This is a genomic window from Actinoplanes sp. NBC_00393 (genome assembly GCF_036053395.1).
Classification (GTDB): domain Bacteria; phylum Actinomycetota; class Actinomycetes; order Mycobacteriales; family Micromonosporaceae; genus Actinoplanes.
In genome coordinates this window covers 3,115,675-3,142,198 of sequence record NZ_CP107942.1, presented here as the reverse complement: position 1 = coordinate 3,142,198, position 26,524 = coordinate 3,115,675, and the positions used below count along the sequence as shown (strand labels likewise).

Below are 26,524 nucleotides of genomic sequence, written 5' to 3'. Positions count from 1 at the left end.
TCCCTGACGACGCCGGTAGGGGCCTCCGGTGGTGCGACCACCGGAGGCCCCGCGCTGGTCTGGTACGCGGCGTACGGGTCGAACATGTGCTCGGCGCGGCTGCGTTACTACCTGTCCGGTGGCTGCCCGCCGGGCGCACGCCGGGTCCTGCCGGGATGCCGGGACACCCGCGAGCCCGCCGCGATCCGGCCGCTGATGCTGCCGGGCGGCATCTACTTCGCCCTGAACTCCAGCCAGTGGACCGGCGGCGTGGCCCTCTACGACCCGCACCTTCCCGGCGCCACCGCGGCCCGCGCCTACCTGCTGACAGCCGGGCAGTTCGCCGACGTGGTGGCCCAGGAGATGCGCCGCGAACCCGGCATCGACCTGGACAGCATCCTGACCTCGGGCACCGCCCAGCTGGGACCCGGCCCGTACGAGACGCTCGTGCACACCGGCGAGCACGACGGCCATCCGGTGCTCACCTTCACCGCGCCGTGGGCGGCCGGCGACGTGAGCACCACGTCACCGGCCGCGCCGTACCTGGCGGTGCTCGCCGACGGCCTGCGCGAGGCACACGGCTGGTCCGCCGACCGCATCGTCGGCTACCTCGCCACCCGCCCCGGCATCGCCGGCGCATGGACCGTGGACCAGCTGCGGGACGTGGTCACCTCAGCGCCGCACCGTGCATGAGGTGGTCGCCTTCGCCGCCGGGTTGCTCTCGGAGGCGATCGTGACCGGCACCTTCGCGGCGCCCTGGACGTAGACCTCCACCGAGGACGAGCGGCCACCGGCCACGCCGACGACCGCCCGCGGCAGCACAGCGCCCGGCGCCGTGACCCGCAAGACGTCGGCGCTGCGGCCGGTGTTGCGGATCGGGATCTCGCACCGCGCCCAGCCCGAGGAGCCGGTACGGGCCGTGGCCGGCCACGCCTTCACCCCGCGGGCGGACGGTCCGGCGCCGTCGAGGGAACGCACCGCCACCTCGTACGAAAGCACGCCCTTGCGGTCCTTCTTGCGATCCAGAACGTAGAAGTGCAGCCGGTTCGCCGTGTCCGTGTACTCGAACAGGCTGCCCGAGCCGGTGCCGGCGTGGAACAGCGCGTCGGACAGCTGCCGGTAGTCGCCGATGGTCATCTTCTGCGGTGTCCCGTCCGGCAGCACGAAGTCGACCTTGTCGATGTCCTGCGGGTTGGCGTCGATGGTCCAGATGAACGGCGCGTTGTCCGCGTTCTTGGTCTTGGCCAGCAGCACACCGGAGTCCGGGGTGAACGAGTCGAAGCCGATCCGGTCGACCACTTCGAGGGTGTAGTTGTCGTAGCCACCACCGTCGCAGTACGGGTCCGCCGCGGGATCGCAGGTGGGGCTGCGGTCGCCGCCGTCCAGGGTCACGTTGATCCCGGCGAGCCGGCGGCCGTCCGGATCGATCGCGCGTGCCGTCACCCGGGTCACCACGACACCGGACCGGGCGAGCGCGTCGCGCGACAGTTTCAGCACGGCGTCGTCGTCGACGATGCCGAGTTTCATCTTGTTGCGCAGCATGTGCTGCGCGCCCATCGACGAGCCTGCGGTGCCCGGGATCAGCCACCGGCTGTGCGGCCCGCCGGGCCCGTTGAAGGTGCCCCGGCTCAGCATCTCCCACGGCCCGCTGTAGTCGCGGCGCGGCGGGACGCTGTACGGATTGTTGTAGTTGTCGCCGATGCCGAGGATGTGGCTGAACTCGTGGGCGTACGTCGACATGCCCGAACTCTCCGCCTGCAGCGAGCTGCCCTGCGTGGCGTTCGGCCAGATGTTCGCCGAGGCCTGCCAGGAGGTCCACTCGACGTAGCGGGTCGCGTTCCAGTTCGGCAGCGAGTCGTCCGGCGGGCCGAACTCCTCGGTGACGTCCTCCTTGGTGGTGAACTTCATCTGGCCGAACTCCTGCCAGGTGGCCGACTCGTCCTGCCCGGCCGACAGATAGAACACGAAGTCGTAGGTGGCCGCCTCGGCCTCACCGACCGCGGCGATCCAGGCGGCACGCGCGTCGGTGCGCAGGTTGCGCCCGCACACGTCGTCGCCCGGGCAGCCCATGCCACGCTGCATCGAGGCCTCGATGCCGTACTCGTGGCTGTCGGCCGGCATCTGGTACACCCCGAACGCGCCCAGCTCGATGCCGAAGCGCCCGTTCGAGTCCTCCATCCAGTACTCGTGGATGGTGTGACCCCGGTTCAGCGCGCCCGGCTTGTTGAGGAAGTCCCGGTAGAAGGCCGGGACCTCGGAGCGATTCAGATTCTGTACGCCGGACGGGTTGCCGTAGATCGTGGAGTTCGCCGGCTGGGTGACCACGAACGGCTGGTTCGGATAGTCGACCAGCACCAGAGCACCGCGGAAGTTGCGTTCCGAACCCCGCACCGCCGGGTTCGCCCAGTCGGTGCCGGGCACCGGCTTGTAGTCCGACCAGGTCATCGTGTCCGGCAACTCGTACCGTTGCGGGTCGATCGGCTGCGGCCCACCGGAATGCGCCAGCGTGGCGGCCTCGTCGACCTGCCACGGCTGGGTCTGCGGCCAGTGCCGCATCCGCCACGGCGTGTCCGGGTCGACGCCGCCCGGCGGCGCGGCGCTCGCCGGGGTCACGGTCAGGGCACCGGCCACCGCCAGCGCCGTTACGGACAATGCCGAGAGCAGCCGTCGCACCGTCATCCCGCCATCCTGGCAAAGCAATCGACGTCGCTCAATGACCATTTAAGCGGTGCATGATATACCCGGCGAATGGACCTGCAGCTCACCGGCAAGGTTGCCGTCATCACCGGCGGTAGCGCCGGCATCGGCCTGGCGATCGCCCGCGGCCTCGCGGCCGAAGGCGCGCACGTCGCGTTGTGCGCCCGCGACGCGGCGCGCCTCGAAGAAGCCGCCGACAAGATCAGAACCGACTTCGGGGTACGCGCGACAGCGGTCCCCGCCGACCTGACCGCCCCCGACGGCGCCACCGAGCTCGCCGCGGCCGTGGACCGCGAGTACGGCGGCGCCGACCTGCTGATCAACAACGCCGGCACGGGCAGCGAGGAGAAGATCCTCACCGCGCCGGACGAGCGCTGGCAGGCGTACTGGGATCTGCATGTGATGGCGGCGGTGCGGCTGGCCCGGGCGCTGGCTCCCGGCATGAAGTCCCGCGGCGGCGGGGTGATCCTGCACAACGCGTCGATCTGCGCCACCCAGCCGCTCGGCTACGAGCCGATCTACAACGTCACCAAGGCCGCCCTGGTGATGTTCTCCAAGTGCCTGGCCAACGAGCTGATCGGCGACAACATCCGGGTGAACGCGGTGAACCCGGGCCTGGTGATGACCGGCGACTGGGTGAAGACCGCGAAACAGCTGACCGCCGGCACCGACCAGACCTGGGAGGACTACCTGCAGAACATCGCGCAAGAGAAGGCGCCGATCGGCCGGTTCGCCACGCCTGAGGAGATCGCCGACCTGTTCGTCTTCCTCTGCTCACCACGGGCGGCGTACGCGGTCGGCTCCACCTATTACATCGACGGCGGCTGGCTGAACGTGACCACCTGACCGCCGCGGCGGCGTTCAGGAATAATCCAGTGGCGCGGTGTTGGTTTCGCGCCATGGCGTTCGAAGAAGTCGATGCGGTCGTGATCGGGTCGGGAATGGGTGGGCTCGCGGCACGCAATGTGCTGTCGTCGATGCCGTCGCCCGTACAGAGAATGGGTTTTCCGGTCGTCGAAAGGCTGTTCCCGGCGGCCTACCGATCGTCGCGCGACGAGATCGATCGCAGTGTCACCGACCCGCGGTTGCGGGCGATTCTGCAGGCCCGCCGGGGTCTGTACGGCACGCCGCCGGCGACGAGCGCGTTCGGCTATCACGCGGCGGTGCCGACGACGTTCTTCATGGCCGGCACCGCGCATCCGGTCGGCGGTGGCCGCGATCGACGCCGTGACCCCGCAGATCAGCAGGATCCGGTTGGCGCCGCTCGACGGTGATGTGCTGCCGTCCAGGGCCATCAGGGCAGCTCGCCGGTGCGGGCCAGCGCGCCGTACCAGTGGGCGCTGGGTTTGACCGTGCGCCTGAACGTGGTGCGGTCCACGGCGACCAGGCCGAACGTGTGCGCCCACGACCCCCACTCGTAGTTGTCCAGCAGGGACCAGTGCAGGTAGCCGCGTACGTCGATGCCGTCGGCGACTGCCCGGCCCAGCCCGGCCAGCGCGAGCCCGGTGTATTCCTGCCGGTCGGCGTCGTCGCTGGTGGCGATCCCGTTCTCGGTCACCAGGATCGGCACGGACACCCGCGAAGCCGTGTGCCGGACCGCGGCCTCCAGAGCGCCGGGATAGAACTCCCAGCCGTTGCCGGTGCGCCGGCCCGAAGGCGGCACCGGCCCGTCCGGGCCGAGCACCACCCGGGTGTACGCCTGCACGCCGATGAAGTCGTCGTCGCGGGCCGCGTCGATGAACTGGTCCTCCCGCGGCCAGGCCCACTCGTCGACGGAGACGCCCTGGAAGGTCTGGTTGGCGACCGTCCAGCCACTGGCGATCGAGCCGAGCGACGAACGGGCCGCGTGGTGCGCCTCGATCAGCGCCGACGCCACCTGCTGGTCCGGCGGCGGCAGTGCCCCGGCGACCAGGTCCGGGGCGTCGCGGTCCAGCCGGGCGGCCACCATGGCCAGCATGTTCGGCTCGTTGATGGTGACCACCCACGGCACGCCGTCGAGGATCGGGCGGACCGTCCGGGCGTACGCCGCGAACTGCTTGACGCCGTCGGCGCCGGTCCAGCCGCCGCCATGCCGGAACCAGGCGGGGGAGGTGAAGTGGTGCAGCGTGACGACCGGCGTGATGCCGCGCGACAGGCAGCCCTCGATCATCCGCCGGTAGTGGTCGAGCGCGGCCCGCGAGATCTGGCCGGGCACCGGCTCGATACGGGCCCATTCGACGCCGAAGCGGTAGGCGTTGAGGCCGAGGTCGCGCAGGATGTCCAGGTCTTCGCGCCAGCGGTGATAGTGGTCGCAGGCGTCGCCACTGCGTTCGGGCAGCGGCGAGCCGGGCATGTTCTCGATGGCCCACAGATCGCTGGCGGTGTTGTTGCCTTCCACCTGGTGCGGCGAGGTGGCCGCACCCCAGAGGAACGAGCGGGGAACAGGTACGGGCACAGGGGGATCCTTTAACGGGTCTGGTCGACGAGGGTGGCGATGACGTCGGGGGTGAGGCCGACACCGAAGGTGCACAGGGTGATCAGGGGCATCCCGTCGACCATGCGCAGCAGCTCGGGGGCGATCTCGGCGGTCCGCCCGGCCCGGGCCTGCTGCAGCACCTGACCGAGCAGCGGGCCGCCGACCGGGTGGGTGCGCCACTCGGCGACGGTGGAACTCTCGGTCAGCGGCGGCACGAACCCGTCGCCGTCGCTGCGGAGTTCACCGGTGAGGCGGATGTCGCGCGACGACGCCCCGACCCGGATCAGATAGGTGCCGGGGTCGACGTTCCAGCGCTGGTGGCGTACATCCCAGATGGCCAGATCTCGCGAGGTGAGCGGGAGGCTGACGGGCCTGGTCTCCCCGGCCTCGATGGTGATCTTCCGGAAGCCGCGCAGGACGCTGCGTGGCCGGGTCGGCGCGGCCTCGTCGAGGCCGACGTAGAGCTGGACCACCTCCTGCCCGGCCCGCTCGCCGGTGTTCGTGACGTCGCAGCTGATCTCCCAGGTCCCGTCGCCGGTCGCGGTGATGCTCAGCCCGGAGTACTCGAACGTGGTGTAAGTCAGGCCGTGCCCGAACGGGTAGGCGACCGGAACGTCGAGGGTGTCGAAGTGCCGGTAGCCGACGTAGATGCTCTCGCCGTGCACGACCTGCCCGTCGCGGCCGGGAAAGTGCAGGTGGCTGGGGTGGTCCTCGAGGCGCAGCGGAATGGTCTCGGCGAGGCGCCCGGAGGGGGAGTGGACGCCGAGCAGCAGGTCGGCGAGGGCTGCACCGCCGGCCTGGCCGGGCAGCCAGCCCTCGAGGATCGCCTTGGCCTGGTCGCGCCACTCGGCGACCGACACGACACCGCCGTTGGCCAGCACCACCACGATGTTCGGGTTGACCTCGGCCACGCGCGCGAGCAGCTGCAACTGATCCTCGGGAAGCGCGATCGTGGTGCGGTCGAAACCTTCCGACTCCTCGCTTTCCGGGAGGCCGAGGACCACGACCACGGCGTCCGCGCCGGCCGCCTCAGAAGGGCCGAAGACCACCGCGTCGCCGAGCCGCGCGGTCAGCGCGTCCAGCAGGTTGGACAGCGACGTCGGCACCACCCGTGACGAGCCGCCGCCCTGGTAGCGCGGGGTGCGGGCGAACTCGCCGATCACCGCGAGGCGGCGGATCTGTCGAAGCGGCAGGATCGCGTCGTCGTTCTTGAGCAGCACGGCCGCCTCGGTCGCGGCCTGTCTCGCCGGTGCATCGCCGTCTGCTTCAGTGGAGCCGGAGACGCGCGAGTGCAGCAGGGCGAGCCGGTCCCGGACCTGGTCGAGGACGGCCGGGTCGAGGGTGCCGTCGCGGACCGCGCCGGCGATCAGGTGGTCGGTGCCGGTCGGCGGCATCTCCACGTCGCAGCCCGCGGCCACCGCAGCGACCCGGTCGCGGACCGCGCCCCAGTCGGAGACGACCACCCCGTCGAAGCCCCACTCGCCGCGCAGCAGGTCGGTCAGCAGCCACCGGTTCTCGCTGGCCGGCACCCCGTTGACCCGGTTGTAGGCGCTCATCAGCGCCCACGGCCGGGCGGTACGCACGACATGCTCGAACCCGGCCAGATACACCTCCCGCAGCGCCCGCTCGTCCACGACAGCGCTGACCCGCATCCGGTCGGTCTCCTGGTTGTTCACGGCGAAATGCTTCACGCAGGCGCCCACCCCGGCAGACTGGATGCCGTCCACCATCGCCGCCGCCAGCACCCCGGTGAGGTGCGGGTCCTCGGCGAAGTACTCGAAGTTGCGCCCGCCCAGCGGCGACCGCTTGATGTTCATGCCCGGCCCGAGCAGCACGTCCACACCGAGTGCGCGGGCCTCGGCACCGAGCGCCCGGCCGACCCGGCGCACCAGGTCCGGGTTCCAGGTCGAGCCGAGCGCGACCGCGGGCGGGTAGCACGTCGCCGGGATGCTGTCGCCGATGCCGAGCTCGCCGCTGGACCGGGGGCGGCGCACGCCGTGCGGACCGTCGGCGAGGGTCAGCGCGGGCAGCTCGTCGCCGTCGCCGGTGGTGTGCCAGGTGTCGCTGCCGGAGGTGAGAGAAGCGCGGCGATCGGTCATGCGAACCCCTTCTGAACAGGGAGAACAACGAGCGGGAACAAAAATCTACCACGTGGTAGATTTTTCGCTATGCTCGGTCCCGCACCGCGGATCGCCGCCGTGCATCCCCCTTTTGACCACGAGGTGTTCGTCCATGAAACGGACTCTGCGCACCGCCACCGGTGTGCTCGCGCTCGGCGCGCTCCTCGCCCTGAGCGCCTGTACCGCTGACGCCGACTCCGCCGGCGAGAAGCTGAAGACTTTGACGATCGGCACGATGACCCCGGCCCGCAGCATGGACCCGGTCGACTCGGGCGGCGGGACGATCCCGTACTACCAGGCCGTCTACGACACGCTGATCAAGCGGGAGCCGGACGGCAAGCTCACGCCGATGCTGGCCAGCGAGTGGAACTACGACACCGCCGGTACTTCTTTGACGCTCACCATCCGTGACGGCGTGACCTTCGACGACGGCACTCCGGTCGACGCGAAGGCGGTCAAGGCGAACCTGGACCGGTTCCGGGCCGCCGGCGCCGCCGAGAACGCGCAGGCGCTGAGCACCAAGGCGGTCGAGGTCACCGGCCCGAAGACGGTCGTGATCACCCTGAACGGGCCGGACCCGGCGCTGCTCGACAGCCTGTCCGACGCGTACGGGTTCATCGCGAACCCGGCCAAGTTCGGTCAGGACAAGCCGTTCGCCACCGTCCCGGACGGCACCGGGCCGTACCGGCTGGTCGCGGACGCCACCATGGCCGGCACGGTCTGGAAGTTCGAGCGCAAGGAGAAGTACTGGGGTGAGCAGCCGCCGTTCGCGTCGGTGACCTTCTACGCCTTCGACAACGAGAACGCGATCGTCAACGGCCTCAAGACCAACCAGATCCGCGCCGCCGTGCTGCAGAGCGTCGACCAGCAGATCGCCGCCACCAGCGGCGAGCAGTTCACCACCAGCACGCAGGAGATCGACCTCAAGCTGCTCAACATCTTCGACCGCAAGGGCGCCAAGGTGCCCGCGCTCGGTGACGCCCGGGTCCGGCAGGCGATCAACTACGCGATCGACCGGGACGTGCTGGTCGGGCAGATCCAGCAGGGCCGCGGCACCGCGACCAGCCAGATCTGGGGCACCGGGACCGAGGGATACGCGAGCGAACTCGACACGTACTACTCGCACGATCCGGCGAAGGCGAAAGCCCTGCTCGCCGAGGCCGGCTACCCCGACGGCTTCGCGCTGACCCTGCCCCGGCTGGCCGCCCTGGTCCCGGACTCGCTCGCCGAGGCGCTCAAGTCCGACCTGGCCGCCGTCGGCATCACCCTGACATGGGACGACCTGGACCGGGTCTCGTTCCTGACCAGGACGTTCCGCGAGTTCCAGTACCCCGGCGTGGTCATGAACGGCGGCCAGCCCGCCAAGGACTGGGCCACGGTCAGCGCGAACATCCTGCCCAAGACGATCGCCAACCCGTTCGGCGACACCGACGCCACGATCCAGGACCTGACCGGCAAGATCCGTACGGCCGAGCCGGCGCAGGCCGCCCAGTACGCCCAGCAGCTCAACCGGCACATCGTCGAGCAGGCCTGGTACGTGCCGCTGTACCGGATGCAGTACCTGCACGTCACCGTGCCGACCATCACCGCGGTCCCGCAGGCCGGTCTCGCCGTCCCCGCCCTGTACAACTACCAGCCCGCCGCCTGAGCAACGCCGCCCGGCGCCGGTGACAGCGCCGGGCGGCACCGCACCCCGAGAGGAAGATCCGGCGTGCTCGGATTCGTACTGCGACGAACCGGCGCGGGCCTGCTGCTCGTGCTCGTCATCTCCTTCGTGACCTTCCTGCTGCTGTCCCTGCCGGACAACGACGTGGCCCGCAGCCTGCTCGGCCCGGACGCCCCGGCCGAGATCATCGACGCCACCAACGCTGCGCTCGGCGTCGACCGCCCGGTGCTGGTCCAGTACGCCGACTGGCTCTCCCACGCGGTCCGCGGCGACCTCGGCCAGTCCTGGTTCACCAGCGAGAACGTCGGCACCGCCATCGCCGGCCGGCTGCCGGTCACGCTCAGCCTGATGCTCGGCGTCACCCTGCTCACCGCGATCGTCGCGTTCGGCCTCGGCATCTGGGCCGGGGTGCGCCGCGGCGCCGCCGACCGGTTCGTGCAGATCCTCGCCGTCGCCGGGTACGCCCTGCCCGGCTTCCTGGTCACCCTGGTCATCGTGCTGGTGTTCGCGGTACGCCTCGGCTGGTTCCCGGCCATCGGCTACATCCCGATCACCGACTCGGTCGGCGGCTGGCTGTCCACGATCACCCTGCCGATCGTGGCGCTGTCCATCGGCGCGGTCGCCGGCACCAGCCAGCAGGTCCGCTCCGCGGTCATCGAGGTGCTGCGCCAGGACTACGTGCGAACCCTGCGCTCGCGGGGCCTGTCCACCCGCAGCATCCTGTTCAAGCACGTGCTGCGCAACGCCTCCGCGCCCGCGCTGACCGTGCTCGGCATGCAGTTCGTCGGCCTGCTCGGCGGCGCCGTCCTGGTCGAGCAGATCTTCGGCCTGCCCGGCCTGGGCAGCATGGCCGTCACCTACACCACCCGCGGCGACATCCCGGTGATCATGGGTCTGCTCATGGTGACGGTCGTCGGCGTCGTCCTGATCAACCTCGCCGTCGACGTCGCCATCGGCGTGCTCAACCCGAAAGCGAGGCGCGCGTGAGGCGATTCCTGCGCAACCCGCTCGGCGTACTGTCGGCCCTGATCCTGCTGGTGGTGGTCGGCGCCGCGCTCTTCGCGCCGCTGCTCACCGACGCTCGCCCGGACGCGGCCGCGCTGCGCGACGCCTTCGGCGCGCCCACCGACGGCCATCCGCTCGGTTTCGACTCGGCCGGCCGCGACATCTACAGCCGGCTGCTGCACGGCGCCCGCAACACCCTGGGCGGTGCGCTGCTCGCGCTGGCAGTGGCGGTCGCGCTGGGCATTCCCACCGGTCTGATCGCGGGGTACGCCGGACGCAGGTTCGACGCCGTCGCCGGCTGGATCGTCAACCTCGTCATGGCCCTGCCCGCGATGATCGTGCTGCTGGCCTCGCGCGCCGTGCTCGGCCCCACCGTCTGGGCCCTGATGATCATCCTGGGGGTGCTGGCCGCGCCGAGCTTCTTCCGCCTGGTCCGCGGCATCGTCGTCAACGTGCGCGGCGAGCTCTACCTCGACGCCGCCCGGGTCGCCGGCCTGCCCCCGTGGCGGATCATCACCCGGCACGTGCTGATCGTCGTCCGCGCCCCGATCATCATCCAGCTGGCCCTGGTCGCCGGTGTCGCCCTCGGCCTGCAGGCCGGCCTGGAGTTCATCGGCGTCGGGTCCAGCGGCAGCCTGCCCACCTGGGGTGCGATGCTCAACGAGGGCTTCCAGTACGTGCAGCGCGCCCCGCGCCTGATGCTCTGGCCCGGCCTGGCCCTGGGCCTGACCAGCGCCGCCCTGGTCCTGCTCGCCGCCGCCCTGCGCGACGCCCTCGAGGACCGGGCCGGCGACCCCGCCCCGATCCGGCGCAAGGCGGCCGCGGTACGCCCCGCGGCGCTCGACGGGAAACCGGCCCGCGCCGCCCTGCTGTCGGTGCGTTCCCTGTCCGTCGCCTACCGGCTGCCCGACGGCACCGAACGCGAGGTCGTCCACGACATCGACCTCGACGTCGAACCCGGCCGGATCGTCGGCCTGGTCGGCGAGTCCGGCTCCGGCAAGACCCAGACCGCGTTCTCGATGCTCGGCATCCTGCCCGAGGGCGGCCGGGTCAGCGGCGGCAGCATCACCATCAACGGTCAGGAGATCGTCGGCCTCGGCGCCCGCGACTGGCGGCGACTGCGCTCGAAGGTCGTCTCCTACGTGCCGCAGGAACCGATGAGCAACCTGGACCCGTCGTTCACCATCGGCTCCCAGCTGATCGAACCTCTCCGCGCCGCCGGACTGTCCCGCAGCGCCGCCCGGCAGCGGGCCGCCGAGCTGCTGACCGCCGTCGAGATCCGCGACCCGCAGCGGGTGCTGAAGAGCTACTCGCACCAGATCTCCGGCGGCATGGCCCAGCGGGTCCTGATCGCCGCCGCCATGGCCGGCGACCCGCAACTGCTGATCGCCGACGAACCCACCACCGCCCTCGACGTCACCGTGCAGGCCGAGATCCTGGCCCTGCTGCGCCGGCTGCAACGCGAACACGGCCTCGGCGTCCTGCTGGTCACCCACAACCTCGGCGTCGTCGCCGACCTGTGCGACACCGTCGCCGTGATGCGCGCGGGCCGCATCGTCGAGACCGGCCCGGTCGCCGACGTGCTCGGCGACCCGCAGCACGACTACACCCGCGCGCTGGTCGACGCCGTCCTCGACGAACTGCCCCTGATGGAGACACGATGACCACCTCAGCGCTGCTGCGCCTCGACGGGCTGCGGGTGAGCTTCCCCGGCAAGGGCTGGCGGGCCGCACCCACCGACGTGCTGCGCGGCATCGACCTGACCGTCGAGGCCGGGCAGACCCACGGGCTGGTCGGCGAGTCCGGCTCCGGCAAGACCACCATCGGGCGGGCCGTGCTCGGGCTCGTCCCGGTGGCTGGCGGGAGCATCCACCTCGACGGGGTTCCCGTTCACGGCCTGACCGGGCGGGGACGGCGTGCCCTCAGCCGGGACCTGCAGGTGATCTTCCAGGACCCGTACACGTCGCTGAACCCGTCCCGGCCGGTCGGCGACACCCTCGCCGAACCGCTCTACGGGCAGGGACTGCGGCCCCGCGAGGCACGCGACCGGGTCGCCGGGCTGCTCGACCGGGTCGGGTTGCCGGCCGACGCCATGCGCCGCCTGCCCCGCGAGTTCTCCGGCGGGCAGCGCCAGCGCATCGCCATCGCCCGTGCCCTGGCCATCGAACCGCGGCTGATCGTCTGCGACGAGCCGGTGTCCGCGCTCGACCTGACCACCCAGCGAACCGTCCTGGACCTGCTGCAACAGATCCAGCGCGACACCGGCGTGGCGTACCTGTTCATCTCGCACGACCTGGCGGTCGTGCGGCACATCAGCCACGTGGTCTCGGTGATCCGGCACGGCGAGATCGTCGAATCCGGTACGGCCGAGCAGGTCACCGCCGCGCCACAGCACCCGTACACCCGGCGGTTGCTGCTGTCCGCGCCGGTCGCCGACCCGGCCCGGCAGCGGCTGCGCCGGGAGGCGTACGAGCGCGAGTTCGCCGGGGAGCGGTCGTGAACCCGCCCGTCGTGCCCGCACCCCGGCACCTCACCTGGACCGGATCCGCCCGGCACCTCGACGGCGGCGCGCTGCGCGTCAGCGGACCGTCCTCGCTGGTCGACGCGGTGGCCGAACTCGCCGCCCGGTGCGCCGGCGTCGAGGTCCTACCGGCCGGCCCGGCCGACGCCGATGTGATCGTCGACATCGACCCGTCGTGGTGGCCGGACGGCGCCGCACCGGCCGGGTTGGACCCGGGCAGCGGCGACGAGTCGTACCGCATCGACCGGCGGACGGTCCGGGCCGCCACCGAGGCCGGCGCGTTCCGGGCCCTGACCGTGATCCTTCAGGCCATCGGGCCGGCCGGGCTGCTGCTCAGCACGGCCACCGACGCCCCGGCGCTGCGCTGGCGCGGGCTCACCCTCGACGTGGCCCGGCACTTCCTGACCGTCGCCGAGCTGGAGTCGGTGATCGACCTGCTCGCCTGGTACCGGTTGAACGTGCTGCACCTGCACCTGACCGACAACCAGGCGTGGCGGCTGCAGATGCCGGGCCGGCCGGAACTCACCCCGGCGACGACCGGCAGCTACCGCGTCGCGGACTTCGCGCACCTGGTCGCCTACGCGCGGCGGCGGCACGTGACGATCGTCCCCGAGTTCGACATGCCCGGGCACGTGCAGGCGGCGCTCAGCGCGTACCCCGAAATGAACGGCGACCAGACGCCCGCGCTGCCGGGCCTCGGCCACCTGCGGCCCGGCGTGGACGCCGCCGTCCGGTTCGCCCACGAGGCCGTGGATCAGCTCTGCGGCCTGGTCGACACGCCCTATGTGCACGTCGGCGGCGACGAGGCGTTCGGCATGGACCCGGGGGAGTACGCGGCGTTCGTGCGGCTGCTGCACCAGCGGGTCCGCGCGCACGGCAAACGGCCGGTGGCCTGGCAGGAAGCCTCCCGGGCGGGCGCCTTTACCGGCGGTGACGTGCTGCAACAGTGGATCTCGCCGCGGGACGCGCCCGGGCCGGACCTGCTCGATCAGCTGCCACCGGAGTACGCGCCCTACCGGGACGTGCTGGCCGCGACCTTCGCCGAAGCCCCGCAGGACCTGCCGCGGGCGATCGCCGCCGGCGCGTCGGTGCTGCTGTCGCCGAGCTTCCCGTTCTACCTCAACCGCCGGTACGCCGAACCGTCCGCGCGGGAGTCGCAGAACACGCTCATGCAGCGGCTCGGGCACGCCGGCTATCCCGCGGAGCGTACCGCCGATCTCTATCGATGGGACTGGGGTGACGTGCCCGGCCTGGCCGGGGCACAGGCGGCGCTGTGGGCCGAGACGATCGACAGCATCGACGACCTGGCGGCGCTGCTGCTGCCGCGCCTGCCGGTGCTCGCGGAGATGATGTGGAACCGGCAGCGGCAGCCGTGGCCGCAGCTCGCGGCCCGCATCGCCGGGCACACGCGGGTCTGGGAACGGCTCGGGCTGGGCGGCTACTACCGTTCGGTTGAGGTTTTTCACGAGGAGACGCTGTGACCCAGACACCGGAACGCCTGACCAAGGGCGAACGGACCCGCCGGCGGATCCTGCACACCGCCCTGGAGATCTTCGCCGAGCGCGGGTACGCCGGAGTGTCGCTGCGGGAGGTCGCGGCGCGGGCCGGCATCACCCACGCCGGGCTGCTGCACTACTTCACCGGCAAGGACGACCTGCTGCTCACCATGATGATCGAACGGGACCGGGCAGAGGTCGAGGCGATCCGCGCCCATGTGGCCACCGGCGCCGGGCCGTCGTCGGTCGAGCAGGTCATCATCCGGTGGATGCTGCGCGACGTGGCCCGCAACCAGAGCCGGCCGGACATCGCGCCGCTGTTCGTGAAACTGTCCACCGAGGCGACCGAGAGCAGCCATCCCGCGTACGAGTACTTCCGGGGCCGCTACACCCGGCTGCGGGAGACCCTCGCTCGCGGATTCGCGTACGAGTTCGCCGCCGCCGACCCGCCGGTGTCTCGTGACCCGCAGTTGTGCGCGCAGCAGTTCATCGCGCTGGCGGACGGGCTGCAGGTGCAGTGGCTGCTCGATCCGTCGTCCACCGACATGGTCGCCGCACTACTGGACTACCTGGGGATCCTCGGGATCGACGTGGAAGGGTGGGCGCAGATCGCCGTGCCCGAGGACCGGCCGGCGTGACCATTCTGCTGATCTTCGCGGTTGTCGTCGCGGTCCTGGTCACTGGTGTGCTGCTGGCGTTCCGCCTCAGTCCCTGGCCGATGGTGCTGGTGATCCGGTACCTGCCGGCGCTGTCCGGGGCGGGCATCAACGAGCGGCTGCAACGGTTCGTGCCCGACGGCATCGACAGTGTCCTCGACGAGCACTACGACCCGGCCGACCGCGACGCCTTTCTGGACGTGTTCCGCCCGGCCGGCGCCGGCGCGCTGCCGACCGTGGTGTGGGTGCACGGCGGCGCGTTCATCGCCGGCAGCCGCACCGACCTGCGTAACTACCTGCGGATCCTGGCCGGGCGCGGGTTCACCACCGTCGGCGTGGAGTACTCACACGCGCCCGAGCGGCACTATCCGGCACCGATCCTGCAGGTGGCCGCCGCGCTGTCCTATCTGCGGGTCAACGCCGCCCGCCTCGGGATCGACCCGGACCGGATCGTGCTCGCCGGTGACTCGGCGGGCGCCCAGATCGCCGCGCAGACGGCGCTGGCGCTGTGCGACCCCGACTATGCGGCCGCGGCGTCACTGCCGGTGTCCGCGCCGGGCGTCCGGATCCGCGCTACCGTGCTGGCCTGCGGGCCGTACGACCTGCGGCTGCCCGACTACCAGGGCGAATACGGGCGGTTCCTGAAGGCGATCATGTGGGCGTACACCGGGACCCGTCACTTCCAGGACAACACCTTCTTCGGGTACGCCTCACTGCCGCAGAACGTCACTCCCCGCTTCCCGCCGGCGTTCCTGACCGTCGGCAACGGCGACCCGCTGCGCCGGCACTCGGTGGCCCTGGCCGAGGCGCTGCGGGAACAGGGCGTCGAGGTGGACGCGCTGTTCTACCCGGACGATCACACGCCGCTGCTCGACCACGAGTACCAGATCGACCTGAACACCGAGGCCGGCGCGGCAGCGCTGGAGCGGATCGTCGCGCACGTCACCACGTACACCAGCGATCGCCGTCACTCTGTCAGGTAGCCGACGCCCTTCATGCTCGACCGGACTGCCTACCGTCGATGGGGGAGAGGGACGGTGAATCGGAGGGGCCATGTGGAGCTGGGAAGATCTGCGCGTACGCCCGGAGGTCGGGCAGCTCGACACCGCGACCCGGCGGGTGATCGGGCTGGCCGAGGCGGCCGGGCTGGATTTCGGCCGGCGGCCGCTGCTGCGTGACGCCGGGTTCGTGGACCGGCTGCGGTCGCGGATCGGCGCGCCGGCCACGCTCACGGTGATCGGCCAGGTCGGGGCCGGCAAGTCGTCGTTCGTGAACTCGCTGGTCGGCCGCCGGCTGCTGCCGGCCTCCGGCAGCCCCACCGACGGTGTCATCTCGGTGCTGCTCTACGCGCCCTCGTACGACGACGAGCGGGCCGAGCGTGTCGACCGCGACGGTACGGTCGTCGCGTTCGACAGCGTCGAGGACGGGCTGCGGTTCGTGGACCGGGCGCACACCCGCGAGACTCTGCAGGACCGCTGCCGGGAGGTGCGCTTCTACCTGCACGATCCGCTGCTGCGCAGCCTGCGGGTGGTGAACACCCCGGGCCTCGGGGACCGGCGTGAGCAATTCGAGCGGGTCACCCTCGACTACCTGCGCGAGGACGAGTCCGACCTGATCGCCTGGATCTTCTTCCCGGACGCGGCCGCCAACCACGACGAGATCCGTACGTTCGCCGGCGCCCTGGAACGCCGCCGCGACGCCGTGCTCGGCGTGGTCAGCCGCTGCCTGGACGGCTACGAGGACGAACCGGACTACGACCCGCGGCAGGATCCGGACCTCGCCGACGTGGCCGCCCAGCTGCGCGCCGAACTCGGCGACTACCTCAGCGACCTGGTGCTCTACGACTCCCGGGTCGCCCAGAACCTGATCGGCCGGCTGCGCGCGCAACCCGAGCTGATCAGCGACGACACGTTCGCCGGCGAACTGGACCGCTGCGGCTACCGGCAGGTCGAGCGGGCGGTCGAGGAGGCCGCGCTGCGCCCCGGCGCCCAGGTCGGCTCGCTGCTGAAACGCTGCGCCGAGACCACCCGGTCCCTGTCCGGGGCCGTCGACGACGCCGAGCAGGTGTTCACCGATCGCACCGCCCGGTTCGGCGCGATGACCGAAGCCTGGCTGGTGCTCAACCGCGACGTGCTGGAACCGGCCCGCGCCGAGCTGCGTACCGCGCTCAGCCCGGTCGCCGACAGCTACGCCGGTGAACTGGCCGACACCATCGGGCAGGTCACCGAGGACGTACTCGTCGACGGCTTCACGCTCGGCAAGGTGCTCGGCAACAAGACGTTCGGGCGGCTCACCGGCAAGGGGCCGCTCGCCGAGCAGCTGACCGAGCTCATCGAGGAGCGGGTGCAGGCCACGCTCGCCGCCCGCAACTTCGACCACCGTCTCCAGTCGGACTTCCAGCGCGCCCTCGAAGCCCAGCTGCTCGACCTGCAGCTGCGCCTGAACCGCCAGGTCGAAGCCGGCCCGCAGCGGCAGCAGAACCGTGCGTACGACGTCGGGCGTCCCGCGGCCGGCGCCGACGCGGTCCTGGACAAGGTCCTCGCGCCGGCCCTGGGACGAGCCCTCACCGGCCTGATCACCGGGCTCGCCAAGAAGGTCGCCAAGGCCGGCGGCAAGGCGATGGCGAAACCGGCGGCCGAGGCGGTGAAGACGGCCTCCGGCGCAGCGGCCACCGGCGCAGCGGTGAAGGCGACCGCGGACCAGGCGGCGAAGACCGGGCTCAGGGGCCTGGTCAGCGGCCCCGGGGCGACGGTCTTGGCCGTCGTCAACCTGGCAATCGTGCCGTTGGACATCAAGAAGATCATCGCGGAGTTCAACGACGGCAAGACCGCGCTGATGGGTTCGGCACGGACGAAGGTCTCCGCCGAGCGCAGCAACTACGCGCGGCAGATCGAGGCCCAGTTCGCCGAGGCGGTCGACGAGGTGTGGGCCGGGCTGCGGCAGTCCGTCGGGGAGGCCCTCGGCCCCGACGACCGGGCCGCTGCCGAAGTGAGCGCGCGACTGGCCGAGGTGCAGGAACTGCGCGCCGACCTGGCCGCCCTGCGGACCACGTTCGAGCGGGCCGGGCAGTGACGCTGACCGGCCTCGACCCGGTGCTCGCCGAGGCCGCCGGCATCGCGGGCCGCCTCGACGGCGGACCGGCCGCCGGTCTCGCGCACGAGTTGGAGGAGTTGCGGCGGCGGGCCGGCGAGCCGCAGCCCCGGGTGGTGCTGGTCTCGGCGTTCAGCGCCGGCAAGACCACCCTGGTCCAGCGCTGGTTCGGGTTGCCGCGGCTGCCGGTCGGCCGGACCGCCACCACCGCCGTGCCGACCCGGGTGGCCTTCGGCGACCCGGACCGGGTCGTGCTGCGCTATCGCCGGGCCGTCGAGCTCACACCGGATCGTGACGCTGTCGCCGCGCTCACCGCGTGGGCCGGGGACCCGCGGGCGTACCGGATCGCCGGCTTCGAGACGTCCGCCGGTGATCCGCTGCGCCCTGGTGACGTGCTCGACCAGCAATCCGGTGTGGTGGTCCGGTTCGAGCCGCGGCCGGACGAGCACGTCCGGCTCAGCGAGGTGCCCGCGGACTGGCTGAAGGCCCGGCTGACCCGGCCGGAGAGTTCGCTTGCGCTGGCCGAGGTGGCATGTCATGCGCAGCATCCGCGGCTGAACGACGTCACGATCATCGACACTCCCGGGTACGGCGCCGCCGCAGGGCACCACGAACGGGTCACCGCCGACGTGCTGCGGCTGCGCCCGGAGGTGGTCGTGGTGCTACTCGACGCCCGGCGGCTGGACGAGCCGCGGACCCATCGCATGGTCGCTGACGTGGGGGCGCAGGAGCGCACCGTCGTCGTCGGGCTCACCTACTGGCGGTCGTTGCTCGACGGCGAGGCCGCGGACCGCGGGGTTGATCCGGCGGTGGCGCGCGAGCCGGCCTTTCACGACACGGTGCTGGCCGCCAAGCATCGCGAGTTAGCGGGGGTGCTTCGGGCGTACCCCGAAGTGGTTGCGCTGGAGCTCGGCGCGCGCTGCCCGCCGCCGCTGGCCGGGCATCCGGCCGCGCTACTGGATCTGGCCGTTTCCCATGCCCTGGCCGAGCCGCGCCCGTCGCTGGCTGAGCCGGTGGCGGATGCGCTCGGCCGGCTCCGGGAGCAGACACACAGTGCCGCGATCGCTGCCGGGCGCAAGCGTGACCGGCTGCGGCAGGCGGCCGAGGCCGTGCAGGACCGCCGCCGGGCGCTCGACGCCGCCGCCATCGCGGTGCAGGCTACGGTGGCGCAGGGCGCCGCCCGCCTGCCAGCGATCGTGGAGACCGAGAAGGCGGCCCTGCAGGCCGCGGTCGGGTCAGCCCGCACCCGCAAGGGCATCCTGGGCTTTCTCACCGATGAGTACGACCAGGCCTGGGCCGCGGCGACCGAACGGGTACGCGCCGCCGCCCTCGCTCACCAGGAAGGACTTCGCCGGCACCTCGGCGACGTCCTGCCCGGCCTGCCGGACCTGTGGGTCCCGCCCGCCGCCGAGAAGGATCTGCGCCTGCGGCGGATCACCACCATGATGGACACCGGCCGCTACTGGACCCGCCGGGTCTCCGACACCGTGCTGCCCACCCGGCTGGCCGAGGAACCCCACCGGGCCGCCCGCGAGCTCGTCCAGGTCTTCATCGCCGGCGACATCAACCCGGTCCGCCGGGCCGTGCAGGTGTGGCTCGACCTGATCAGCGGGCACGCCGTCGCCCATCAGGAGCGGCTGCGCGCCGAGCAGCGGGAACTGGACGCCCCGATCGCCCGGGCCCAGGCGGAGGCGGTGGACGCCGACCGGCGTGCCGACGATCTGGCCGGTCTGCACGAGCATGCGTGCCGCCTTGCTCAGGAGTGACCGATCCGCACGCACACGTCGGGAAGCCCGGCCTGCTCCCACGCGACCAGCAGGGTGAGTACGTCGCCGCCGGGCCTGGCCACGACGTACTCGGTGTCGGAGCGGAAGGTCCCGTCACCACCGCTGAACGTGTCGGCGACCGGCCGGATCCAGGACGCGTCACCGCCGTCCACCACGGCGACGGCCGCACCCGGCCCGCGGGTCCGGATCTGCCGGGGATCCAGCGGAATCCCCTCCGCAGCCGCACCCTCGGCCACGCTGAGGACCTCCAACGACAGCATCGCGCCGACGGCCGTGAGCCGGGTCAGCACGACCGCTGCGCCGCCGCCGCGGCTCAGCACGCGGGGTACGGCAACGACGCGCCCGGCCTCCACCGCCGGCTCGTCGAGCAGATCGTCGCCGAACCGGTGCCGCAACTCGCCCGGCGGCGGTGCGGCGTCCAGCGGCGCATCCCAGATCGACACGGTGCCACGTTCCACCGCTGCCCGGTCCGGCAGGGCCAGCTCCACGACGGTCTCCGCAAACCCGATCTCCGGCCACGCGAAGACCACCGAGGCCTGGTCGAACAACGGCGGAAACCGCAGCACGGTACGCAGACTCGGGCCGTTGCTGCCCTCGAAGTGGTCCCCGCTGCTCGACGACCACGAGCCGTGATGCCAGTGCGCGCGCCCGTCCGCATCGAGCAGTCCGACCCGCAGTTCGATGCCCTCGTCGTAGGCCGGCAGCAGTCGCCGCGGTGCGACGGCGGGCCCGGCCCGGCCGGCGCGGATGTCCGCCTGCCGTTCGGTGGCGCTGCGCCGGTCCAGAGGCCGGCGCGCGATCAGCTCGAGCTCGAACCCGGTGGGCCGGGACACCGCGCGGACGACGCCGATCGTCAGCTGCGGTGTCTCGACGACCAGGCCACCGGCGTGCGCCGGCACCCCCAACGTCTCGATCGGCACACGTCAGGATACGTCGATCTGGGTCCGCAGCTTGGTCAGCGCCTTGGCCAGCAGCCGGGAGACGTGCATCTGCGAGATGCCGATCTGCTGGGCGATCTCGGACTGGGTCAGATTGCCGTAGAACCGCAGGCTGATGATCTTCTGCTCGCGCTCGTCCAGGCTGGCCAGCGCGGGCCCGAGCGCGAGCCGCAGCTCGGCGTGCTCGAAGCCGGCGTCCTCGCCGCCCAGGGTGTCGGCGAGCGTCGTCGGGCTGTCCGCGGTCGCCGGGGTCGACAGGCTGGTCGAGTTGTACGCCCGGGCGCCCTCCAGACCTTCGAGGACCTCCTCCTCGGTGATCCCGAGGTGCGCGGCGACGTCGGCGACCGTGGGGGAGCGGCCCAGGGTGCTGCTCAGGGCACTGTTCGCCGAGGCGATCGCCAGCCGCAGCTCCTGCAGGCGGCGCGGCACCCGGATCGCCCAGGTGCGGTCCCGGAAGTGCCGCTTGAGCTCGCCGATGATGGTCGGGATCGCGAAGCCGGCGAACTCGATGCCGCGCTCGGCGTCGAACCGGTCGACCGCCTTGATCAGGCCCATCACGGCGACCTGGTGCAGATCGTCGTAGGGTTCGCCGCGGCCCGAGTAGCGGTTCGCCAGGTGCCGGGCCAGGGGTAGCCAGGCCTCGATCGTCTGGTCGCGCAGGGCGGGCCGGGCCGGGTGGCCGGCGGGGAGTTCCGACAGGGCGGTGATCAGCTCGCTGGCGCGGTCGGTCGTCGTGGCGGCTTCGGTGGCGACGGTCATGGTGGTTCTCCTGCCGACGGGGGTGAGGCCCGTGTTCCCCCACCGGGTGGTCGGCTAAACGTCGGACGACTGCCATCGACCGGGGTACGCCACCCGGCGGATCCCCACCGGCCCGGAACGCGCGTAGCGTCCCCGGGGTGGGCACGGTTGCGATGGATTCCGACGCCGGCGGCGTCCTGACGGTGGCGCTGTCCGGCGAGATCGACTTCACCAACGCCTCGCCGATCAACCTCGCCGTGCGCGACGAGATCAACCGCTGCCGGCCGTCCGCCGTCCGGGTCGACCTGGCCGCGGTGACCTTTCTGGACTCCTCCGGCATCGGCGTGCTGGTCCGGGCCATGCGCGCCGCCGGTGACGCGGACGCCGGCTTCCGCGTGGTCAACCCCACCGACAAGGTCTTCGACCAGCTGCGCGGCGCCTGCCTGCTCGACGTGTTCGGCCTCGCCGAGCCGCAACCGGAGCCGGAGGCGACGCCGGAGCCCGAGCCGGACCCGCCGGGCCGGGCCGGCTGACGGGCGCGGCAGACGATGGACGCCCAGCAGGGATACCGGCAGCGCCTCGCCGAATTGGACGCCAAGATCGAGCAGGCCCGGCCCCGGCCGGACATGGTCTGCGAGCGGGCCGCCGGGCTGCTGGCCGGGCACATCGGCTGCCGCATCGACGAGGCGCACAGCCATCTGCGGCTGCTCGCCGCCCAGCAGGCGACGCCGGTCTCCAGGGTCGCGGCCGACCTGATCGCCGCGCTGGAGCCGACCCGGCCGACCTCCTCGCACCGGTTGCGGGAGGCCACCGACGCGGCGCTGCGGGAGGCGCCGCCGGCGGACCGTCCACCGCTGACCGACCCGGGCACGCACGGCTGGACCTCCGCCGTGCAGCAGGTGCTCGACGGCGTCCCCGGCAAACACATGCTGGTCGTGGCGGTCCGCGACGCCGCCGGCGATGTCGTCGACTACGAGCTGGCGGCGGTCAGCCCGAACGTGGTCGACCTGTCCGGGCGGATCGGCCCGCACCTGATCGGGCGGCGGATCAGCGACATCTACCCGCCGGTGGTGGGCGGTCCGGTGTGGCACGCCTGGGCCGACGCTCTCGCCGACGGCCGGGCCCGCACCGTCGGCCCGTTCCCCTACCTGCACCGCGACGCCTCGCACTCCTCCGAGCACCTGCTGACCGTCCAGGTGCAGCCGGTCGGCCCGGGCCTGCTCAACAGCTGGATCCGCCAGGACGAGCAGACCCGGCTGGCCGAGCGCATCGCGCAGACCGAACGCCTCGGCAACCTGGGCTGGGGCGAATGGGACCTGGTCACCGACGCCACCGTCTGGTCCGAGGGGCTGTACCGCATCTACGAACGCGACCCGGCCGACGGGCCGATGCCGCGCGCCGAGTCCGAGGCGCTCGGCCTGCCCGAGGACGACCCGCTACGCCTGGAGGCCGCCGCCGCGTTCGGCCGGGGTGAGACCGTCGACGTGACCACCCGGGTCCGGGTCAACGAGCAGATCAAATACCTGCGGGCGGTGGTCGACGCGATCCGCGACACCGAGGGCCGCCCGGTGAAGATCTACGGCCTGGTGCAGGACATCACCGCCCGCGAGGCCAGCCGGCGCAAACTGGCCGAGGTCGAACGGCAGTTGCACCAGCAGCAGGAGGTCCTCGCCGCCGAACACCGCCTCGCCGCTCAGCTGCAACAGATCGTGCTGCCCATCCCGCAGGCGCCGATCGACCTGCCGGGCCTGCGCGCCGCGGTCCGCTACCTGCCGGCCGAGCAGGCCAGCCGGGTCGGCGGCGACTGGTATCACGCCGCGCCGGCCGGTGACGGCGGCATCATCCTCGCCGTCGGGGACGTCGCCGGGCACGGCGTGCAGGCCGCGGCCACGATGGCGCAGCTGCGGCACGCCCTGGCCACCCTGGCCGCCACCACCACCTCCGAGCCGGCCGTGCTGCTCGCCTACCTCAACCGGATCATCTACAGCTCCGAACCGACCGGTGACACCGCCACCGCCGTCGTCGCCCGCTACGACCCGGCCACCCACGAGCTGACCTGGGCGCAGGCCGGGCACCCGGCGCCGCTGCTGGCCCGGGCCGGCGTCACCACCGAGCTCACCCGGCCGCACGGGCCGCTGCTCGGCGCGGTCCCGGATCCGGGCTATGCGACCGCCACCACCGCGCTGGGCGAGGACGACCTGCTGGTCCTCTACACCGACGGTCTCGTCGAACACCGGTCGCACAGTCTCGCCGAGGGCCTCGTCCCGGTCGTGGCCGCGCTCAACCGCGCCACCGCGTGCCCCGGCGAGCAGTCCCTGCCGGGCATGCTCGCCGACCTGCACCGGGCCAACCCGGACGACGACACCTGCGTGCTCGCCGCCCGCCGGCTGCCGGCCGGAGGCCCGTCGTGAACGAGAATCTGCTGGCCGGCGACTTCGACCTGAGCACCCTGGTCGACGTGCGCCATCAGGTCGAGCAGCGCGCCCAGGCCAGCGGCGTGGCCGACCTCGCCCTCTACCGGTTCGTCGTCGCCGTCAACGAGATCCTCACCAACGCGGTACGGCACGGCGGCGGCAGCGGCACCCTGCGGCTGTGGCGCGACGACGGCCGCCTGCACTGCCGGATCAGCGACCGCGGCGCCGGCCTGAACCCGTACCGGCCGGTGCGCCGCCCGCCCGAGCGGGACACCAGCGGCCGCGGCCTGTGGCTGGCCCGGCAGAACGTCGACCGGTTCAGCATCGACGCCCGCCCGTCCGGCACCACCGTCACCCTGTCAGTCCCCACCCAGTAGCCGGGTGAGCGCGGCGGTGCGCTCGGCGGTCCAGCCCGGTGGCGGCGCGATCTGCGCCCACGCGGCGGCCGGCGCGGCGCCGAAGTTGTGGCCGTGCCCGGCCGGCACGTTGTTGGAGACCGCCATGTCCGCCGACACCTGCCAGAACGTCACGAACGGGTACCACCGCACGGCCGGCAGCACATCGGCGCCGCGCGGCTCGGCCAGCCAGTCCGGCCGGCTGACCATCAGCCGCGGCGACCACCAGGTGATCGGGTCGGACGGGTACTGCAGGTACACCACGCGCGGCTCGGACCACAGGTAGCCGGCGGCGCTCAGCTCGGCCGGGTCGGCGGCGAAGCGTACGGTCTCGCCCTGCTCGTAGACCGGCCGGACCTCCGGCGTGCCCTCGTCCCGGTGGTCGAGGAAGCCGTTCCACAGGTCGTTGTGGTTCGGCGGGCCGATCAGCAGCATCCCGTCGGTGCGGTTGCGGATGTCGGCGGGCCCGCTGAACGCGGACTCCGCGCCGAACGACCCCAGGCTCTCGCCGAACACCAGCAGCTTCGGGCGCCCGTCCTCGGGCAGCCGCGACCACACCCCGTAGACCGCGTCGAACAGGTCGCGCCCGGCGTCGCGCGCCCGGTCCGCGTCGACCAGGAACGAGATCGGGCTCGGCAGGTACGAGTACTGCGTGGCGACCAGGGCGCTGTCACCGTGGTACAGGTACTCGAGCGGGTCGGCCGCCTGCTCGTTGACCCAGCCGGTGCCGGTCGTGGTGATCACGCAGAGCACCGCGCGTTCGAAGGCGCCGGTGCGCTGCAGCTCCTGGACGGCCAGTTCGGCGCGCTCCCGCGACGACGCGGCCGCGTCCAGCCCGACATAGACCCGCACCGGCTGTTTCGGGTCCGGGCCGCCGAAACGTTCCAGCTCGGTGGCGTCCGGGCCGCCGCCGATGAAGAGGCGGCCCTGATTGCCGAGCGACTCCCAGCTGACCAGCGATCCGGGGCCGCCGGAGCGCAGCCGGTCGGCGGTGGCGGCCAGGTCGGGGCTGGTCACGCCGTTGAGCGTACGGAAGGAGGCGTCCGCGGCCTGGAACGCCGAGCGGATCACGATCCCGTCGAGGACGCCCAGCAGCAGCGCAACCACGGCCACGCCCGCCAGCACGCGGGCGGCCGCCGCCGGCACCCATCGGCCGAGCAGCGCGGCGAGGCGGTGCGCGGCGCGGCGCAGCAGCCGCACCAGGCCGACCCAGCCGGCCGCGGAGAGCACCGCGATCGGCAGGACCAGCGCATATCCGATCGCCGGTGGCGGGTCCAGGCCGATCAGCCGGTGGATCTGGCCCTGCCAGCGGGCTCCGAGAACCAGGAAGATCACGATCGCGGCGGCGCTCACCGCCGCCAGGACGCGCCAGGCCGCACGAGAGGCAACAGCGGCGGTACGCCCGGACAGCTGCTTCACCAGCCAGACGCCGAGGACGCCCAGCCCGTACCCGATGGCGGCCAGCAGTCCACTGATCAGCCCCTGGAACAGGTAGCTGCGGGGCAGCAGGGACGGCGTCAACGACAGGCAGAACATCACCGTGGCGCCGGCCAGGCCGGTGTAGCCGTACCGGCGACGGCGCAACCAGGTCCCCACCTTCACACCCGGCGATCCTGCCGCCGCCGGGCGTGGCCCGGCTCATCCCTGCCGGTTGATTTCCGGCTGCCGGGCGGTCCAGCTCGCCAGCAGACTCAGGGCGTCGGCGGTGGGCGAGCCGGGCTCGGCGGTGTACGCCAGCAGCGTCAGACCGTCGTCGGCGATCAGCTCCATCGCCTCGTACTGCAGGTCCAGGTCGCCGACGACCGGGTGGCGCAGCCGCTTGTTGCCGGTGCGGTGGAACTTGACGTCGTGCGCGGCCCACCGCACCCGGAACTCGTCGCTGCGGGTGGACAGTTCGCCGATCAGGGCGGTGAGCTCCTGGTCGTACGGGTAACGCCCGGCCTGGGCCCGCAGGATCGCCACGATGTCACCGGCGGTCCGGTCCCAGTCGACGTAGAAGTCCCGCGACCCCGGATCGAGGAACGTGAACCGGGCGCTGTTCGCCGGCCGGGCCACGCTGCTGAGCATCGGCGCGTACAGGGCCCGGCCCAGGGTGTTGGCGGCCAGGAAATCGAGCCGGCCGTTGCGTACCCAGGCCGGCGCGCCGACCATGCTGTCCAGGATGCGCTGCACCGCCGGCCGGATCCGCCGCTGCCCGGCGGTGCGCCGCCGGGTGGCCGGGCCGGCGTTCGCGGTGCGGGCCAGGTCGAACAGGTGGATGCGTTCCGCGTCGTCGAGCTGCAGCGCCCGGACCAGCGCCTCCAGCACCCCCTCGCTGACCCCGGCCAGGTTCCCGCGCTCCAGGCGGGTGTAGTAGTCGACGCTGACCCCGGCGAGCAGGGCGACCTCCTCGCGGCGCAGCCCGGCGACGCGCCGGTTGCCGCCGTACACCGGCAGCCCGGCCTGCTGCGGGGTCAGCCGCGCCCGCCGGGTGGTGAGGAAGTCACGGGTCTCGCTGCGGTGGTCCATGCCCACGACGGTAGGCCCCGGCGCGCGCCGGCTGGGAGGTACTGCCAGTACCTGGGTCG

At 72.3% G+C, this 26,524-nt stretch carries 22 protein-coding genes; 15 read left to right on the top strand and 7 right to left on the bottom strand.

Annotation, left to right across the window (positions count from 1 at the left end):
* The first annotated feature begins 84 nt into the window (after positions 1-84).
* Positions 85-672, top strand: a complete 588-nt coding sequence (locus OHA21_RS14710) for a histone deacetylase (RefSeq protein ID WP_328474264.1) — start codon at positions 85-87, stop codon at positions 670-672.
* On the opposite strand, the gene OHA21_RS14705 is transcribed toward OHA21_RS14710, so the two are convergent.
* A complete protein-coding gene (locus tag OHA21_RS14705) occupies positions 652-2,658 on the bottom strand; it encodes a M6 family metalloprotease domain-containing protein (RefSeq protein ID WP_328474262.1) in 2,007 nt (668 codons plus the stop codon). The two genes, OHA21_RS14710 and OHA21_RS14705, sit on opposite strands and share 21 nt — an antisense overlap.
* A gap of 69 nt (positions 2,659-2,727) precedes the next feature.
* Between OHA21_RS14705 and OHA21_RS14700 the strand changes: the two genes are divergently transcribed.
* Both OHA21_RS14700 and OHA21_RS14695 read left to right on the top strand, forming a co-directional pair.
* Positions 2,728-3,522 carry an SDR family NAD(P)-dependent oxidoreductase gene (locus tag OHA21_RS14700; RefSeq protein ID WP_328474261.1) on the top strand — a complete coding sequence of 265 codons (795 nt, stop codon included), beginning with the start codon at positions 2,728-2,730 and terminating at the stop codon, positions 3,520-3,522.
* Between the two features lie 29 nt (positions 3,523-3,551).
* A complete protein-coding gene (locus OHA21_RS14695; protein WP_328474259.1) occupies positions 3,552-3,950 on the top strand; it encodes a hypothetical protein in 399 nt (132 codons plus the stop codon).
* A 20-nt stretch (positions 3,951-3,970) separates the two neighbouring features.
* Here OHA21_RS14695 and OHA21_RS14690 read toward each other — a convergent pair whose 3' ends face one another.
* Together OHA21_RS14690 and OHA21_RS14685 are read right to left on the bottom strand one after the other, a co-directional pair.
* Complete coding sequence (locus OHA21_RS14690) at positions 3,971-5,110, bottom strand: glycoside hydrolase family 1 protein (RefSeq protein WP_328474257.1); 1,140 nt, start codon at positions 5,108-5,110, stop codon at positions 3,971-3,973.
* Between the two features lie 11 nt (positions 5,111-5,121).
* Positions 5,122-7,230: a glycoside hydrolase family 3 C-terminal domain-containing protein gene (locus OHA21_RS14685; RefSeq protein WP_328474255.1), complete on the bottom strand. Its 2,109-nt coding sequence runs from the start codon at positions 7,228-7,230 to the stop codon at positions 5,122-5,124.
* 133 nt (positions 7,231-7,363) lie between these two features.
* Here OHA21_RS14685 and OHA21_RS14680 point away from each other — a divergent pair, with 133 nt between their 5' ends.
* From OHA21_RS14680 to OHA21_RS14640, 9 genes are all read left to right on the top strand, one after another.
* Positions 7,364-8,899 (top strand): ABC transporter substrate-binding protein, encoded by a 1,536-nt coding sequence (locus OHA21_RS14680; protein WP_328474253.1) that lies wholly within the window; start codon positions 7,364-7,366, stop codon positions 8,897-8,899.
* Positions 8,900-8,962: 63 nt separating this feature from the next.
* Complete coding sequence (locus tag OHA21_RS14675; RefSeq protein ID WP_328474251.1) at positions 8,963-9,904, top strand: ABC transporter permease; 942 nt, start codon at positions 8,963-8,965, stop codon at positions 9,902-9,904.
* Positions 9,901-11,586 carry a dipeptide/oligopeptide/nickel ABC transporter permease/ATP-binding protein gene (locus OHA21_RS14670; protein WP_328474249.1) on the top strand — a complete coding sequence of 562 codons (1,686 nt, stop codon included), beginning with the start codon at positions 9,901-9,903 and terminating at the stop codon, positions 11,584-11,586. The genes OHA21_RS14675 and OHA21_RS14670 overlap by 4 nt, the downstream gene beginning before the upstream one ends.
* Complete coding sequence (locus OHA21_RS14665) at positions 11,583-12,422, top strand: ATP-binding cassette domain-containing protein (RefSeq protein WP_328474247.1); 840 nt, start codon at positions 11,583-11,585, stop codon at positions 12,420-12,422. Before OHA21_RS14670 ends, OHA21_RS14665 begins: the two co-directional genes overlap by 4 nt.
* Positions 12,419-13,924, top strand: coding sequence for a family 20 glycosylhydrolase (locus OHA21_RS14660; RefSeq protein ID WP_328474245.1), 1,506 nt, complete (start codon positions 12,419-12,421; stop codon positions 13,922-13,924). Before OHA21_RS14665 ends, OHA21_RS14660 begins: the two co-directional genes overlap by 4 nt.
* Positions 13,921-14,577 carry a TetR/AcrR family transcriptional regulator gene (locus tag OHA21_RS14655; RefSeq protein ID WP_328474243.1) on the top strand — a complete coding sequence of 219 codons (657 nt, stop codon included), beginning with the start codon at positions 13,921-13,923 and terminating at the stop codon, positions 14,575-14,577. The genes OHA21_RS14660 and OHA21_RS14655 overlap by 4 nt, the downstream gene beginning before the upstream one ends.
* Positions 14,574-15,578: an alpha/beta hydrolase gene (locus OHA21_RS14650; protein WP_328474241.1), complete on the top strand. Its 1,005-nt coding sequence runs from the start codon at positions 14,574-14,576 to the stop codon at positions 15,576-15,578. The genes OHA21_RS14655 and OHA21_RS14650 overlap by 4 nt, the downstream gene beginning before the upstream one ends.
* 70 nt (positions 15,579-15,648) lie before the next feature.
* Entirely contained in the window at positions 15,649-17,667 is a 2,019-nt protein-coding gene (locus OHA21_RS14645) for a dynamin family protein (protein WP_328474239.1), read from the top strand.
* Positions 17,664-19,451 carry a dynamin family protein gene (locus tag OHA21_RS14640; protein ID WP_328474237.1) on the top strand — a complete coding sequence of 596 codons (1,788 nt, stop codon included), beginning with the start codon at positions 17,664-17,666 and terminating at the stop codon, positions 19,449-19,451. The genes OHA21_RS14645 and OHA21_RS14640 overlap by 4 nt, the downstream gene beginning before the upstream one ends.
* Here the strand turns inward: OHA21_RS14640 and OHA21_RS14635 are convergent.
* Complete coding sequence (locus OHA21_RS14635; RefSeq protein WP_328474235.1) at positions 19,442-20,392, bottom strand: hypothetical protein; 951 nt, start codon at positions 20,390-20,392, stop codon at positions 19,442-19,444. The genes OHA21_RS14640 and OHA21_RS14635 overlap by 10 nt on opposite strands.
* Positions 20,393-20,395: 3 nt before the next feature.
* Positions 20,396-21,169: a SigB/SigF/SigG family RNA polymerase sigma factor gene (locus OHA21_RS14630; RefSeq protein ID WP_328474233.1), complete on the bottom strand. Its 774-nt coding sequence runs from the start codon at positions 21,167-21,169 to the stop codon at positions 20,396-20,398.
* 137 nt (positions 21,170-21,306) lie between these two features.
* Here OHA21_RS14630 and OHA21_RS14625 point away from each other — a divergent pair, with 137 nt between their 5' ends.
* From OHA21_RS14625 to OHA21_RS14615, 3 genes are read left to right on the top strand one after another with little or no spacing between them, the layout of a single operon-like run.
* The gene (locus OHA21_RS14625) at positions 21,307-21,681 is read left to right on the top strand and encodes an STAS domain-containing protein (RefSeq protein WP_328474231.1); all 375 of its coding nucleotides are present in this window, start codon (positions 21,307-21,309) and stop codon (positions 21,679-21,681) included.
* Positions 21,682-21,696: 15 nt separating this feature from the next.
* Positions 21,697-23,559 carry a PP2C family protein-serine/threonine phosphatase gene (locus tag OHA21_RS14620; RefSeq protein ID WP_328474229.1) on the top strand — a complete coding sequence of 621 codons (1,863 nt, stop codon included), beginning with the start codon at positions 21,697-21,699 and terminating at the stop codon, positions 23,557-23,559.
* Positions 23,556-23,939: an ATP-binding protein gene (locus OHA21_RS14615; RefSeq protein WP_328474227.1), complete on the top strand. Its 384-nt coding sequence runs from the start codon at positions 23,556-23,558 to the stop codon at positions 23,937-23,939. The genes OHA21_RS14620 and OHA21_RS14615 overlap by 4 nt, the downstream gene beginning before the upstream one ends.
* On the opposite strand, the gene OHA21_RS14610 is transcribed toward OHA21_RS14615, so the two are convergent.
* Together OHA21_RS14610 and OHA21_RS14605 are read right to left on the bottom strand one after the other, a co-directional pair.
* Entirely contained in the window at positions 23,922-25,559 is a 1,638-nt protein-coding gene (locus OHA21_RS14610) for an alpha/beta hydrolase (RefSeq protein WP_328474225.1), read from the bottom strand. The two genes, OHA21_RS14615 and OHA21_RS14610, sit on opposite strands and share 18 nt — an antisense overlap.
* Before the next feature lie 36 nt (positions 25,560-25,595).
* Positions 25,596-26,465 (bottom strand): helix-turn-helix transcriptional regulator, encoded by an 870-nt coding sequence (locus OHA21_RS14605; RefSeq protein ID WP_328474223.1) that lies wholly within the window; start codon positions 26,463-26,465, stop codon positions 25,596-25,598.
* Positions 26,466-26,524 lie beyond the last annotated feature (59 nt).